The following is a 14705-nucleotide window of genomic DNA, read 5'->3' as shown; positions in this document are numbered from 1 at the left end:
TGCCTTCTGGGTTGGCAGGCAGCGGATTTGGCGTCACCAAATGTACGGAATCAGCCGGTACCGGACCTTGTGCGCGTATTCGGTGTAGCCGGGCAATTCGGCGCGCAGCAGTTTTTCCTCGTCGAAAATTCGCGCGGTCAGGATCGGCACGCTCGCGATCACCGGGATCAGGCCCCAGTACGAGCCCAGCGCCGGCGGGGTGGCCACCATCATGATCAGCGCGCAAATGTACATCGGGTGGCGCACAACGCCGTAGAGCCCCGTTGAGATCACCGGTTGGTCGGCTTCGACCGAGATACTGGCCCCTGCGAAATTGTTCTGGATCACCACCCACTGGGCCGCCACCAGAGATACGCCCACCACGACGTTGCCCAGGATTACGACCGCCGTCGGGACATGTGACCAGCCGAACCGCCAGTCCAGTGCGCTGACCACCGCAGTGGCCGTGACCGAGGCCAGAATGCCCCACATCACCAACTTCTGGACCGGGCGGGTTTCTTTACCGGGCCCGCCGTTCATGCGCCGGGCCAGTGCGTCCGGATGCTTTACGGCGAGATACATGCTCGGACCCAAGGTGGCGAGCATGAACACGGCGATGAAAACCCATGCCTGCCAATAGTGCAGGGTGCCGGCTGGTCCGCACAGCAGCACGACGAAGAAGAGGGTGCCGAATAAGCCCGAGGCCAATGTCTGCAGGGCCAGCTTCATGGCGATCTCCTAACGTAGATCTCGGCGTCGGAATGCCAAGGCGCCCAAAGCGATCAGGGCAATATCCACGACGAGTAGCCAAATCAATGGGGTCGCGGTGAAGGCGTCGATGCGCGGGATGTGCGCGAACGGCTCGAGGTTCAGCAGCCACTGCGGTGAATTGGCCAGAGAGCCAAGCAGATACACCGAGATGAAGGCGACCAGCACGCCCCAGGCCACCGGAGTGAACCGCGGTAGCGCGCCGAATAGCACGACCGTTACCGCGATCAGCAGCCAAACCGCTGGCAACTGCGAGGCGGCAGCTCCCAGCACCGCCGGCAGCTTTCCCCCGACGTCACCGGCCGCGGTGCCGTAGGTCAGTCCGGTCAGCAGCCCGGCGGTCAGCATGGCGACGGTGGTCCCGGCCAGAGCGACGATCAGTTGGCTTGCCAGCCAACGCATCCGGCTCACCGTGCCGGCCAGCAGCGTTTCGGCATGCTGGCTGGTTTCTTCCTGGTGCAGCCGCAGGGTCAGCGATACCGCGAAGGCGGCTGCGACCATGCCCAGCATGTTGAAGGCGATCCCGACGAAGGCCTGTTCCAGCGCCCCGGGCCCGCCGAGCCGGGCGACGATGTCGCGCGCCGGTCCGCCGCTGCCGAGCTCGTCGCCGATGCCGTGCACCACGCTACCGATCAACAGCCCGTACAGGCCGACGCCGACGGTCCAGACCAGAATCGAGCCACGGCTCAGCCGCCACGCCAACCCCAATGGCCCACTGAGGGATCCGGACGCGCGGGGACGTCCTCGGCGTTCGGCGAACAGCCCGGCGCCGACATCGCGTGCGGCCTGCAACTGATAGGCGAGCACAATGAGCCCGGCGGTGAGCGTCAGGTGCAGCAGCAGAATCCAAAACCGGTCGCCGGCATACGGCCGAACCAACAGCGACCAACCCAGCGGTGAAACCCAGGACAGGTCATTACCGCCGGCGTCGCCGACCGCCCGCAGGGTGAAGGCCGCGCCAAGCGCTCCGAAGGCCACGCCGCGCGCTACCCGCGCACTTGCCGACAACTGCGCTGCCACCGCCGCGAATGCGGTGAACACCAGACCAGAACAGGTCAGTGCCGCGCAGAAGGCCAGCGAACCCATAACGGGAACATCGGTTTTCAACAGTCCCAGGAAGCCGATTAGTCCGGTCAGCACCGCCCCGCCGCAGCACAGCAGCAACGCGGCGGTCAGCCCGGCGCTGCGTCCCACAGCCGTGGAGTCGATCAGCTCGGCCCGGCCGGTCTCCTCGTCGGCACGTGTGTGCCGGATCATGGTCAGGATGACCGCGACGGCGATCAGCACATGGAACATCCCGGCCTTCCAGATGCCGGTGGCGCCCAGGCTGTCGTTGTAGATGTTGCCGTACAAGGCGCGTTGTGCTGGGCTGGCCATGATGCTGGCCGCGAAGCCCGCACGCCCGGCCTCGGTGGGGTAGACCTTCGAGATGCTGCCGATGTAGACGCTGGCCAGTGGCAGCGATAGCAGCAGCACCCATAGCGGGAACACGATCCGGTCGGTCCGCAGGTAAAGACGGAGCAGCCCAAAGGTTCCGGTGAAGTTGGACGCATTCCCAGTGGGTCGTGCCGGGCGGTCCAGCACGGCGGTCATGCCCGCACCTCCTCGCGCTCACGACGGTCTCCTGTGGTGTCGTAATGGCGCAGGAACAGGTCCTCCAGCGTCGGGGGTTGGCTGACCAGTGAGCGCACCCCAGCGTCGCCGAGGGCCTTGATCACCGCGCCGAGGCTCTGCGATTCGACCCTGGCGGTCAGCATGCGGCCGTCGAAGGTGATGTCGGAAACGCCTGGGAGATGGTCGATTCGGCCCGGGTTGTTGATCATGTCGGCCTTGATCGTGGTGCTCGACAGGTGCCGCATGGACTCGAGCGTGCCGGTCTCGACAGTGCGCCCGGCCCGGATGATGGTCACCCGCTGGCACAGTCGTTCGGTCTCGGCCAGGATGTGGCTGGACAGCAACACCGTGGTACCGCGATCGCGGGCTTCGGCGACGCATTGCTGAAAAGTGTTCTCCATCAACGGGTCCAGGCCGCTGCTGGGCTCGTCGAGCAACAGCAGGTTGGCGTGTGAAGAGAAGGCAGAGATCAGGGATACCTTCTGCCGGTTGCCTTTCGAGTAGGTCCGGGTCTTCTTGGACGGATCCAGGTCGAATCGCTCGATCAGGTCGGCGCGCCGAGCCTCGTCGATACCGCCGCGCATCCGGGCCAACAGGTCGATGGTCTCGCCGCCGGTCAGCGTGGGCCACAAGGTGACATCGCCGGGGACATAGGCGATATCGCGGTGCAGGGCAACAGCGTCGGTCCAGGGGTCACCGCCCAACAGGCGGACGTTGCCGGAATCGGCGCGGACAAGGCCGAGCAGGATGCGGATGGTGGTCGACTTGCCGGCACCGTTGGGGCCGAGAAATCCGTGCACCTCGCCCTGGTTCACCTCAAGGTTGAGCCCGTCCAGCGCGCGAACCGCACCGAAATTCTTTGTCAGACCAGCGATCTCGATGGCAGCGCTCATTGTCATTGCTCCTCGTGTTCGGCCAGAAATGCCTGGTACATACCGGGGTCGGTGAGCAGTCCCTGGGTGTAGACCTCCAGTGACGGCAGCATCATGTCCTGCCCGTAGTCGTGCAGGACTTTGCGCAAATCCGTTGGATTGTCGTGCATTTGCAGGTAGATCAGGAGCGATCCGGCTCCGGTCATGGCGAGGAAGCGGGCGCGTGCCTTGGGGTCGCGGCTCGGCTTGATGGTGCCGGCCCGGACGCCTTCTTCGATGTATTCCTCGGCGTTGCCGATCATGGTGCGCAACAACGTGTTTGCCAGCTCGCCTCCGGTCTGCAGGGCGCGGACCAGATATGCCGTCAGCGGCGCAAAGCTCTCGATCTCGGCGATCTGGGCGAGCCACGCGGCCGGGCTGGCATCTTTGAGGGATTCGCTCTTTGCGGCCCGGATGGTTTCGGCGACGTGCTCGTCGCAGGCCTGGCGCAGGCCTTCCTTCGAGCCGAAGTGGTGAATCACGAGGGCGGCACTGACACCCGCGGCCTTGGCGATGCTGCGCAGGCCCACCGAGAAGCCGTGCTCACCGAACTGTTCGATGGCCGCGTCGCGGATTCTGGCCGCCGCGGTCAGATCATCGACTGAACGCATGTTTAATACGCTAAACATGCGTTCAGTCGGCGGTCAAGGGGCTAGTGCGTCAAAAGTTCATAAAGATGCCAAGACGTCACACCGGCGCTACATACCGAGGCGCTACCTACAGGCGCTGCGTCACCAAAACGCCATGTCACCAAAACGCCGAGCGTGCGTGTCTCGCGCAGACACGCAAGCTCGCGGGAAAAGGAAGCTAAGCGGGAAGTCAGTCGCGGACGGCAGCCAGCAGTCCATCGCCCAGCGGCACCAGTACGGGGGTCAGGCGTTCATCCTCGGCGATCAACCGGGTCGCCTCGCGCACCGCCGTCACCTCGCGGTCGTTGGCTCCGGCGTCACCGGCACGCCCGCCCAGCGCCGCCCGATGAACGATGACCACGCCACCCGGCCGCAGCAGTCGGATGCCTTCGGCGACGAATTGTGGCTGGTCGACCGGTTCGCCGTCCACAAACACCAGGTCGTAGGACTCGTCGGCGAGCCGGGTCAGCACTTCCTGAGCCCGGCCGGTGATCAGTCGGGTACGCGAGGGCCCGACTCCAGCGGCGACGAACGCCTGCTTTGCCAACCGCTGATGCTCCGGCTCGGTGTCGATGGTGGTCAGCACGCCGTCCTCACGCATGCCGGACAACAGCCACAGTCCGCTGACACCGGCACCTGTGCCGACTTCGACCACGGATTTGGCGGCCGCAACCTTGGCCAGCACGCTCAACAGCGCACCAACCGCAGGCGTCACCGGATTAGCGCCGCTTTCCTCAGCGCGCTCCCGGGCAGCGGCGGTGATGGGTTCTTCGGTGATGGAGCGTTCAGCATGCGAAACGATTGCCTCGGCCGTGCTGGCGCGGGCCGGGGCAGATGGCGCGGGTTGGCTAGTGCCGGCCTGGTCTGCGCCGGTTGGCTCGTCGGTGCTGGGCATGCCCGCAGCGTAAGGGAACTTGCTGCCGGTAGTACCCGACACGCCCGCGCCCGAATATGACTTCCGGGCTCGGCGGGGATGATATGCGCAGGTTGGCCCCGGTTCGCCCGGTTTCTCAGGAAAAGTTCAGATTGCTCATATGCCGCCCTCAACGGGGTGCGAGACGGTAATCGCCATGCACCACGGAGCAGACGAAGGCTCAGTCCAAAGCGTGTGGCGGCGATCCCCGCAGATCAAAGCGGTCGGGAATATCGGGCTCAGCAGTCCGGTTGCTGCTGTAGAGCTGTCATCTTCCGTTGACGGCTGTCCAACCAACCTGGAGATTGCCACGCCCGCCTCGCTGACCACCGCCGCGTTATCCGTCCCGGCCCACATGTCACATGTCCCGGTCGTAGATGACAATGTCGACTGGGTCGAGCCCAGTGACGAGTTGGCGGGCACAGCGGTGTTCGATGCAACCGGCGACGCGGCCACCATGCCGTCGTGGGATGAATTGGTCCGCCAGCACGCCGACCGCGTCTACCGGCTGGCCTACCGGCTGTCGGGCAATCAGCAGGATGCCGAGGACCTCACCCAGGAGACCTTCATCCGCGTGTTCCGCTCGGTCCAGAACTACCAGCCGGGCACTTTCGAGGGCTGGCTGCACCGGATCACCACGAACCTGTTCCTGGATATGGTCCGTCGTCGTACCCGCATCCGCATGGAGGCGCTGCCCGAGGACTACGAGCGGGTCGCCGCCGACGAGCCCAACCCGGAGCAGATTTACCACGACTCACGGCTGGGCCCGGATTTGCAGGCTGCGCTGGACTCGCTGCCTCCTGAGTTCCGCGCAGCGGTGGTGTTGTGCGATATCGAGGGTCTGTCCTACGAGGAGATCGGGGCGACTCTCGGCATCAAACTGGGCACCGTACGCAGCCGTATTCACCGCGGGCGGCAGGCGCTGCGCGAGTACCTGGCCAGCCACCCGGGTGACTACACCGGCACGGCTGCGGCGCTGACGGCGAAGTCCGCCTGAGCGTCGAAGTACATCCGGTGCACGGCGCCGCGCTACATTCAATAGTGACGGTGCCGTGGATCGGAGAGGAGTCAGGTGATGGTCGACCGGGAACAGTTGTTCCGTCGTGCGTTCTCCTGGCTGCCTACCCAGTTCGCATCGCAGAGTGGTGCGCCGGTTGGACCGCGTCGTTTCGGGTCCACTGAGCACCTGTCGGTGGAGGCCATCGCCGCGTTCGTCGACGGTGAGCTGCGGATGTCAGCGCACCTGCGTGCAGCACACCACCTGTCGCAATGTCAGGATTGTGCCGACGAGGTGGATGCCCAGGGGCAGGCCCGCAGCGCACTGCGCGATTCGAGCCCCATCCTTGCTCCGAATTCGTTGCTGGGTGCGCTTTCGCAAATCCCGCAGGACGCAACTGGCCAGCTGGCTGATGCGCAGGCCGCGTCAGTGGAGGGTCAAGACTTTGCTAGCCGGATGCCGCGGGATCGCCGCAGGCGCCGGTAGGGTTTGGTGCAGGAGTCAGAGCAATCCGAGCGCCGGCGTGCGCCGTACATGGAGAGTGAACACGGGTGACCAATCAGGACACGTCCGGCGACCGACCCCGTCTGGAACCGCGCCCCGTATCGCGGCCGCCGGTAGATCCGACGTCCCAGCGGGCGTTCGGTCGGCCAGCAGGGTTCACGGGCTCGTTCCTGGGGACTGATCAGGTCCGGGACCAGGGCGAGTTCACCCCGACCAACCAGGCGCCCGATCCGGTGCTGGCTGAGGCATTCGGACGCCCGTCGAGCGCGACCGATTCGCTGCAGCGCCACCCGGCTGACGCCGGCGCCCTGGAAGCCGAACGCAACGGTGATGAATCGGCCGCCGATCCGTGGCGGGACCCGAGCGCGGTCCCGTCCCTGGGTGCTCCCGCCATGGCCAAACCGCAGCCGGCGTACATCCAGGCTCCGGTGGGCAAACTGGGTGTGCGCGACGTCGTCTTCGGCCGCAAGGTGTCGGTGCCCGCGCTGGTCATCCTGGCTCTGCTGGCGCTGGTGATCGGGGTGCTCGGCGGCGTCGTCGGGCGTAAGACCGCAGAGGTCGTCGAGGCCTTCACCACTTCCAAGGTGACGTTGCGGACCGGCGACGACGGCGACCTGCCGCAGGGCAGGTTTGCGAAGGTTGCTGCCGCGGTGGCTGATTCAGTGGTCACCATCGAGGCCAAGAATGACAATGAGGGCTCGCAGGGGTCCGGCGTGGTGGTGGACGGCCGCGGTTACATCGTGACCAACAACCACGTAATCTCCGATGCCGCGAAGAACCCCAGCCAGTACCACATTTCGGTGGTCTTCAACGACGGCAAGTCCGTCCCCGCCAACCTGGTTGGCCGCGACCCACGGACCGACCTGGCTGTGCTCAAGGTCGACAACGTCGACAACCTGGCGGTTGCGCGCTTCGGCGACTCCGACAAGCTCCACGTCGGTGACGAGGTGATTGCCGCGGGTGCCCCGCTGGGCCTGCGCAGCACCGTCACCCACGGCATCATCAGCGCGCTGCACCGTCCGGTGCCGCTGTCGGGTGAAGGGTCCGACACCGACACCGTCATCGACGGCGTGCAGACCGATGCCTCGATCAACCACGGCAACTCCGGTGGCCCGCTGATCAACATGGCCTCCGAGGTCATCGGGATCAACACAGCCGGAAAGTCGTTGTCGGACAGCGCAAGTGGTCTGGGCTTCGCCATTCCGGTGGACGAGGTCAAGGCCACCGTCGAGGTGCTTATCAAGGACGGCAAGATCGCTCACCCGACATTGGGGCTCAGCGCCAAGTCGGCCAGCAACTCGGTGGCCTCGGGCGCCCAGGTGGTCAACGTTGTCGGCGGTGGTCCCGCTGACAAGGCCGGAATCCTGGAGAACGACGTGGTGGTCAAGGTCGGCAATCGCAATGTCGCCGACGCCGACGAATTCGTGGTCGCCACCCGCCAAATGCAGATCGGGCAGCCGGCTCCGATCGAGGTGGTGCGCGACGGCCGGCACGTGACGCTGACGGTGGTTCCCAATGCTGCCACCCCGGCCTCGTAGCAGGCGCTGATGTTCGCCAATATCGGTTGGGGCGAGATGCTCGTACTGGTGATCGCCGGTTTGGTGATCCTCGGTCCGGAGCGGTTGCCCGGAGCGATCCGGTGGACAGCCGGCGCGCTCAAGCAGGCCCGTGAATACCTCACTGGGGCGACCAGCCAGCTGCGCCAGGATCTGGGTCCCGAGTTCGAGGATCTGCGTCAACCGCTCAACGAGCTGCAGAAGCTGCGCGGTATGTCGCCGCGGGCGGCGTTGACCAAACACCTACTGGACGGCGACGATTCGCTGCTGAACTCCCTGCAGGGCGAGATCAATGACGTCAGGTCTGCCGTGGCGGACGTCGCTTCCGGGCCGACCGAACCGACACCACCGGCCGCGCCTGTGCCGCCGCCCCAATCGGCCCCGCCCATTATTCCCGGCTTCACCCCCTTCGACACGGACGCGACGTAGGTGTTCTAGACCGGCTGGCCCTTCAGAACCAGGAGATTGGCGACATGTCAGACACCGCGTATCAGGCCACCGTTGATCAAGCGCTGACAGAACTCGCTGAAGGTGAAAAAGCCTGGGCTGCTCTGACTTTGGGACAACGTCGGGACCTGCTGGACCAGGTGCAGCAGTTGGCGGTGCAGCACGCCAAGGAATGGGTGGATGCTGCCACCAAGGTCAAGCAGCTCGATCCAGTCTCGCCGCTGGTGGGGGAGGAGTGGATCTCCGGGCCGTACCCGCTGGCCGGCGGAGCGGCTGCCATGTCGGCCAGCCTGGCCAAGCTGGAAGCGGGCAAGAGTCCGCTGGACGGTGCGAGCTTCGGCACCGAGGCCGGACGTACCACGGTAAATGTCCTGCCGCTCAACATATTTGACCGGCTGCTACTGTCCGGATTCAGCGCCCAGGTGTGGCTGCAGCCCGGGGTCAGTGCGGATGAGGCGGTACGCACAGCGGGCCTGGCCCAGCGAGATCCTGCCAAGACCAACGGCATCGGAGTGGTGCTCGGCGCCGGCAATATCACCTCTATCGCGCCCCTGGACACCCTCTACGAGCTGATCGCCAACAACCGAGTGGTTGCGCTCAAGATCAACCCGATCAACGACGCCGGTCTGCCGGTGCTGTCGAAAGTGCTCGCACCGCTGATCGACGTAGGCGCGGTGCGGCTGCTTACTGGTGGCGCCGACGTCGGCACATACCTGGTGCACCACCCGTCGGTGGACCACGTGCACATGACCGGCAGTGCCCTGACCCACGACGCCATCGTGTTCGGTGTCGGCGACGAGGGCGCCAAGCGCAAGGCCGCGGATGAGCCCATCCTGCAGAAGGAGATCACCAGCGAGCTCGGTGGCGTGTCACCGACCATCGTGCTCCCGGGTAAGTGGAGTCGCGCCGACATCGAATTCCAGGCCAATCACGTTGCGACGCAACGCCTGCACAACAACGGGTACAACTGCGTGGCCTCCCAGGTGGTTGTGATCTCGTCCAAATGGGACCAGCGCGACGAGTTCTTGGAGGCGCTGACCAAAGCGATCGATTCGGCGCCGAAGCGAAAGGCCTACTACCCGGGTTCCGATTCCCGGATGGCCAGTGCGGAGGCGAGCTACCCGCAGGCGCAGCGGCTTGGCGATCGCGTGCTGGTTGTGGACCCCGAGGATCGCACCGCGCTGCTCAACACGGAGTACTTCTCCCCGGTGTATGGCGTGATCGATCTGGACAGCGACGGCGTGGAATTCACTCGCGAAGCCACCCGGTTGGCCAACGACGAGTTCCTCGGTACGTTGGGCATCAACATCATTGCGGCTCCCAACACCATCAAGGAGCTGGGCCAGGATTTTGACGCGATGATCGAGGCGTTGCGCTACGGCACCATCGCGATCAACGCCTGGACCGGCGTCGGCTACCTCACCGCGCATGCCACCTGGGGTGCCTTCCCCGGACACGCCCTCAATGACGTGCAGAGTGGAATCGGCGTGGTGCACAACGGCTTCCTGATCGAGAAGCCGGAGCGGACAGTAGTGCGCGGACCGTTCCGTCCGTCGCCGCGGTCGCTGCTCGGCGGTGAACTCTCCATCTCGCCGAAGCCACCGTGGTTCGTCAACAACCGCACCGCGGCGACGACAGGTCGGTTGCTGGCAGGTTTCGCCGGTGGTCCGAGCTGGAGCAAGTTGCCGGCAATCTTCGTCTCGGCATTGCGCGGCTGATCAGGTTTTTCGATTAAACCCCGGCCCATGTTTTTAACACGGGCCGGGGTTTTGTTCAGTAGCGCTGGAAGTAGCCTTGAATGATTCAGCGCCCAGCAGGGTCCAGCCCGAGCGACATACCGGCCAGTCCACGCCTACGGCTGGAGAGTTTGTCGGCGATGGCGCGCAATGCTTTTCCGGCTGCCGACTCGGGTGCCGACAGGACCAGCGGCTCACCCGTGTCGCCCGCCGACACCAGCTGTGGGTCAATGGGCACCTGGCCCAGCAGCGGCACCTCGGCACCGACTGTGCGCGTGAGACTTTCGGCCACCTGTGCGCCGCCACCCTCGCCGAACAACTGCATGGTGGTGCCATCGGGCAACTGCAGTCCCGACATGTTTTCGACCACGCCGACGATGCGCTGGCGAGTCTGCACTGCAATGGCGCCGGCACGCTCGGCCACCTCGGCGGCAGCAATCTGGGGCGTGGTCACCACCAGAATTTCGGCGCCGGGGATCAACTGGGCCACCGAGATGGCGATGTCGCCGGTGCCGGGAGGCAGGTCGAGCAGGAGCACGTCCAGATCGCCCCAGTACACGTCGGCCAGGAACTGCTGCAGTGCCCTGTGCAGCATGGGTCCGCGCCACACCACCGGGGTGTTGCCCTGGGTGAACATCGCGATGGAGATGACCCGCACATCGTGCGAAACCGGGGGCAGGATCATCGATTCCACCTGGGTGGGCCGGTCCTGGACGCCCATCATGCGGGGCACCGAGTGGCCGTAGATGTCGGCATCCAGCAGGCCGACCGACAGGCCTTTGGCCGCCAAGGCAGCCGCGAGGTTGACCGTGACGCTGGACTTGCCGACGCCACCCTTGCCGGACGCCACCGCGTACACGCGGGTCAGCGAGCCTGGCTGAGCGAACGGGATCACCGGCTCCTTGGCGTCGCCGCGCAACAGCTTACGAAGTTCGGTGCGCTGCTCGTCGTTCATCACGTCCAAGGTCACCTTGACCGCGCCGGTACCGGGCACATCCGACACCGCAGCGGTGACGCGATCGGTGATCTCGGTCTTCTTCGGGCAAGCCGAGGTGGTCAGGTAGATCTCGACATTGACACTATGGTCGGCGCCGATTGTCACGCTCTTGACCATGCCGACCTCGGTGATCGGGCGGCGCAATTCAGGGTCGACAACTTTGCCCAGTGCGGCACGCACAGCGGCATTCAGCTCAGCAGACATCAGCCCCGAGTCTATGCCTGCGTGTCAGAGCGTCCTCAGCTGGCCGGACCGGGCGGTGGGCCGAGTGCGGGGGGCGGCGCCAGGGGATCGGCCGCCGGTGGCCCGGCAAGGACCGGGGGAGCGGATACCGGATTGGCCGCTGCAGGTGCCAGCGGAGCCGGTGCCAGCGGAGCCGGGCCGAGCTGCTGCGGCCCCGAAGGCTGTGACCCCGGCAGTTGTGGGGCCGAAGGTTGCGAACCGGGCAGTTGCGGGCCAAGCGGTTGCAGGCTCGAAGGCGCACCCGGGGCCTCCGGAGTATGTACGGCGTCCGGTGGCAGCGGAGCACCCGGAACCGGCGTCGACTGCAGGCAGAACACGGCGCAGTTCTGCTGCGGAACCTGACCGGGTGCCTGGGGCGGACCCGGCACGGGGCCGGTATGGCCCATCTGCAATGCCGGAGTCAGCGCCAGTGGGTCATCAGACGGCAGACCCATCGCATTGAGAGGGAGCCCGGGACCGAGCCCTTCCGGGTTGTCCAGGTGCTGGTCGCCGATGGCCGGCGGCGGTCCGACGATGGGCGGCAGGTCGACCGGCGCGATACCGGTGACGTACGCCTTGGCCCAGCCCAGCACGTTCTGCGCGTAGGCCATCGAGTTGTTGTAGCGCAGGATCGCCGTCAGCACCTGCGAGGGATCACGCAGGTTCAGACCGCCGCTGCACAGGTAGCGGGCCGCCGCCAGGGATGCGTCGAAGACGTTCTGCACGTCCGGCCTGCCGTCGCCAACGGCATCGGCGGCGTATCGGGCCCAGGTACCAGGGAGGAACTGCATGGGGCCCAGTGCGCGGGCGTAGTAGACGCGCCCTGCCGAGATGCTCTGGACAATGACCTCGTTACCGGCCAGCGAGCCGTCCAGCACCGGTCCCAGAATGGGGTACAGGGCGGTGCCCCTGGCGTCAGTGGCGCCGTTGTTGGCGTGGCCGGACTCGATGCGCCCGATCCCAGCGAGCAGGTTCCAGCTGATACCGCAGTCAGGCATGTTGGTCGCCATCAGCTTTTCGGCCGTGCGGTAAGCGTTCAGCGCGATTGGCGGAATCTGCAGACCGCCCGGGGCCATCACCAGCGAAGCCGGCGGCATCGACACCACGGTGGCGGGGTCCATATGTACCGCTCGAGGGGGCCGCTCAGCCGCTACCACAGTCACCCCGGAGCGGCTTGATGGAGTTGGCGGAGTCGGCGAGACCGCGGCCAACGGGGTGATCCCAGGGGTGGCACCGTTGTACGCGGCGACTGTCCGGGTGGGAGCCGATCCACCGACGGTCAGCACCAGCGCCAGCGGTGCCATGACGACCACACCTGCGACCGGGCGGCGCAGCGCCCGGGCGATTCGGGCGCGTCGACTGGGCCTCGTAGTGGGATCGGTGGCAGAGTCTGAGGTGACATCGGTGCACGCGGTCGCGGTGTCCGCCGCGGGCAGTTCCGCGGCATTGCGGCCGATGTGCACTAGTCCGTCCTAGATGAGAGCTGTACCGGTGTGGTTCCGGTGACACGTGTTGTGAACCAAGTCACCATACCTACTCAGAAGTTGGTTGTTGTAGCAATGCTCCAGCTGAGTGGGAATCGTCTCCGTCCAGTGGCGTCTCGTTCTGCCGGGATTTACCGGATTTGCGCTTGCCGGAACTGTTCTTCCCGCTGTTCTGCTGGTCGATCACCGCGCGCAGCTCTTCGAGTTCGCGGCGAAGGTAGTCGCGGGTGGCAACCTCGCCCACAGCCAGCCGCAGCGCGGCCAGCTCCCTGGCCAGGAACTCGGTGTCGGCCTTGGTCTGGGCAGCTCGGCGACGGTCTTCTTCGAGCGACACCCGGTCGCGGTTCTCCTGGCGGTTCTGCGCCAGCAGGATCAGCGGGGCGGCGTACGCCGCCTGCGTCGAGAACGCCAGGTTCAGCAGGATGAACGGGTACGGGTCGAATTGCAGACCGATCGCGATCAGGTTGATGGCGATCCACACCACCACGATCGCCGTCTGGATGGCGAGGTATTTGCCGGTGCCCAGGAAACGGGCAATCGACTCGCTGAACTGACCGACCGCTTCAACGTCGACCCGCGGCGCCAGCCGCAGGCGCGAGGTGCGTGGGGTGTCCAGGCGTTGCCGGGCCGGAAGCTCGGTCATGTGGCACCTCCCAGGTGGGGTTCATCGGCGATGCGCCAATTGGCCGGCAGTAGATGGTCCAGCAGGTCGTCGACGGTGACGGCACCCAGCAGGTGATTCTCGTCATCGACCACCGGCACTGAAACCAGGTTGTATGCCGCGAAGTAACGCGTCACCTCGGCCAGCACGCTGGCCGGTGACAGGTTGGGCAGGTCGGTGTCCATGATGCCGCCGACCTGGGTGGCGGGCGGTTCGCGCAGCAGCCGCTGGGTGTGCACGCAGCCCAGATACTGGCCGGTCGGTGTCGATGTCGGCGGCCGGACCACGAACGTCAGCGACGCCAACGCAGGGGTCAGCTCAGGGTCGCGCACCCGGGCCAGCGCCTCGGCGACTGTGGTGTCCGGGGTCAGCACCACCGGCTTGGGCGTCATCAGACCACCGGCAGTATCGGGGGAGTGCGTGAGCAACCGGCGCACCGGCTCGGAATCCTCGGGATCCATCCGGTCCAGCAGGACCGCCGCACGGGTGGCGTCGAGTTCGCCGAGCAGGTCGGCGGCGTCATCCGGGTCCATCTCCTCGAGCACGTCGGCAGCCCGGTCGGTGGTGAGCTGGTCGAGAAGTTCGGCCTGTTCGCGCTCGGAGAGCTCCTGCAGGATGTCGGCCAGCCGCTCGTCGTCGAGGGCCTTGACCACTTCGTGACGGCGCTTGGCCGGCAGGTGGCGCAGCGCGTCGGCGACTTCGACAGGGCGCTGTCCTTCGAACTGCGCCAGCAGTTGGGCCACCCCTTGGCCGGGCAAGGCCAGCGCCGACGGGGTCAGCCCGGAAACGTTCTGCCAGCCCACGACATGCACCGTGGTGCGCCGGCCCAGCCGGCGCTGATTTCGCACGGCCACCCGGGTCACGATCCAGTCGCGGGAGCGAACCTGCTCGATGGCAAGATCGACCACCACGACGTCGACGTCGGTGAGCTGTTCCTGCTCCGGGTCATTGACCCGGACCTTGGTGTCGAGCACCTGGCCCAGCGCCAGTACCTCGCCGGGGCGCTGGGCGAACCGGCGCAGCGAGACACTCGTGGTGGTCAGCGTGACCGAGTTGTGCTCGATGGCGGTGACCCGCAGGATCGGCACGAAAATCCTTCGACGCGAAAGCAATTCGACCACCAGGCCCAGGACCCGGGGCTGTTGGCGGAATGCTCCCATGCTCAAGACCACGTCGCGGACCCGGCCCACCGACTCACCGTCGGGGCCAAGCACCACGAGCCCGGCGAGCCTGGCCACGTAGACCCTGTTGACCGCCACCATGACTAAACAGGGTAGAGAGTGGGGC

The 14705-nt window shown here is 66.0% G+C and carries 14 protein-coding genes; 5 read left to right on the top strand and 9 right to left on the bottom strand.

Annotation, left to right across the window (positions count from 1 at the left end):
• Positions 1–33: 33 nt before the first annotated feature.
• The 5 genes from M2432_RS10915 to M2432_RS10895 all read right to left on the bottom strand — a co-directional run bounded on the left by M2432_RS10915 (position 34) and on the right by M2432_RS10895 (position 4796).
• On the bottom strand, positions 34–708 hold the full coding sequence (locus M2432_RS10915; RefSeq protein WP_280826826.1) for an isoprenylcysteine carboxylmethyltransferase family protein: 675 nt from the start codon (positions 706–708) through the stop codon (positions 34–36).
• A gap of 9 nt (positions 709–717) precedes the next feature.
• The gene (locus M2432_RS10910; protein WP_280826825.1) at positions 718–2340 is read right to left on the bottom strand and encodes an ABC transporter permease; all 1623 of its coding nucleotides are present in this window, start codon (positions 2338–2340) and stop codon (positions 718–720) included.
• Positions 2337–3260: an ABC transporter ATP-binding protein gene (locus M2432_RS10905; RefSeq protein WP_280826824.1), complete on the bottom strand. Its 924-nt coding sequence runs from the start codon at positions 3258–3260 to the stop codon at positions 2337–2339. The genes M2432_RS10910 and M2432_RS10905 overlap by 4 nt, the downstream gene beginning before the upstream one ends.
• Positions 3257–3883 (bottom strand): TetR family transcriptional regulator, encoded by a 627-nt coding sequence (locus M2432_RS10900; protein WP_280826823.1) that lies wholly within the window; start codon positions 3881–3883, stop codon positions 3257–3259. Before M2432_RS10900 ends, M2432_RS10905 begins: the two co-directional genes overlap by 4 nt.
• 208 nt (positions 3884–4091) lie before the next feature.
• Positions 4092–4796, bottom strand: coding sequence for an O-methyltransferase (locus M2432_RS10895; protein ID WP_280826822.1), 705 nt, complete (start codon positions 4794–4796; stop codon positions 4092–4094).
• A 175-nt stretch (positions 4797–4971) separates the two neighbouring features.
• On the opposite strand from M2432_RS10895, the gene sigE reads away from it, so the two are divergent.
• The 5 genes from sigE to M2432_RS10870 all read left to right on the top strand — a co-directional run bounded on the left by sigE (position 4972) and on the right by M2432_RS10870 (position 10036).
• Positions 4972–5811 carry an RNA polymerase sigma factor SigE gene (gene sigE / locus M2432_RS10890; protein ID WP_348536307.1) on the top strand — a complete coding sequence of 280 codons (840 nt, stop codon included), beginning with the start codon at positions 4972–4974 and terminating at the stop codon, positions 5809–5811.
• A gap of 78 nt (positions 5812–5889) precedes the next feature.
• Complete coding sequence (gene rseA / locus M2432_RS10885) at positions 5890–6297, top strand: anti-sigma E factor RseA (protein ID WP_280826821.1); 408 nt, start codon at positions 5890–5892, stop codon at positions 6295–6297.
• Positions 6298–6362: 65 nt separating this feature from the next.
• Positions 6363–7853, top strand: a complete 1491-nt coding sequence (locus M2432_RS10880) for a trypsin-like peptidase domain-containing protein (RefSeq protein ID WP_280826820.1) — start codon at positions 6363–6365, stop codon at positions 7851–7853.
• A gap of 9 nt (positions 7854–7862) precedes the next feature.
• The gene (gene tatB / locus M2432_RS27965) at positions 7863–8300 is read left to right on the top strand and encodes a Sec-independent protein translocase protein TatB (RefSeq protein WP_348536306.1); all 438 of its coding nucleotides are present in this window, start codon (positions 7863–7865) and stop codon (positions 8298–8300) included.
• Positions 8301–8344: 44 nt separating this feature from the next.
• Positions 8345–10036: an aldehyde dehydrogenase family protein gene (locus tag M2432_RS10870; RefSeq protein WP_280826819.1), complete on the top strand. Its 1692-nt coding sequence runs from the start codon at positions 8345–8347 to the stop codon at positions 10034–10036.
• Between the two features lie 85 nt (positions 10037–10121).
• On the opposite strand, the gene M2432_RS10865 is transcribed toward M2432_RS10870, so the two are convergent.
• The 4 genes from M2432_RS10865 to M2432_RS10850 form a co-directional block, all read right to left on the bottom strand.
• Entirely contained in the window at positions 10122–11255 is a 1134-nt protein-coding gene (locus M2432_RS10865) for a P-loop NTPase (protein WP_280826818.1), read from the bottom strand.
• A 35-nt stretch (positions 11256–11290) separates the two neighbouring features.
• On the bottom strand, positions 11291–12736 hold the full coding sequence (locus tag M2432_RS10860) for a lytic murein transglycosylase (RefSeq protein ID WP_280826817.1): 1446 nt from the start codon (positions 12734–12736) through the stop codon (positions 11291–11293).
• 70 nt (positions 12737–12806) lie between these two features.
• Positions 12807–13400 carry a DUF1003 domain-containing protein gene (locus tag M2432_RS10855; RefSeq protein ID WP_280826816.1) on the bottom strand — a complete coding sequence of 198 codons (594 nt, stop codon included), beginning with the start codon at positions 13398–13400 and terminating at the stop codon, positions 12807–12809.
• Complete coding sequence (locus M2432_RS10850) at positions 13397–14680, bottom strand: CBS domain-containing protein (protein ID WP_280826815.1); 1284 nt, start codon at positions 14678–14680, stop codon at positions 13397–13399. The genes M2432_RS10855 and M2432_RS10850 overlap by 4 nt, the downstream gene beginning before the upstream one ends.
• Positions 14681–14705 lie beyond the last annotated feature (25 nt).

The sequence above is a fragment of the Mycobacterium sp. OTB74 genome (genome assembly GCF_029892685.1).
Taxonomy (GTDB): domain Bacteria; phylum Actinomycetota; class Actinomycetes; order Mycobacteriales; family Mycobacteriaceae; genus Mycobacterium.
Note: the sequence above shows the minus strand (reverse complement) of the source record. Positions and strands in the feature narration are given on the sequence as shown.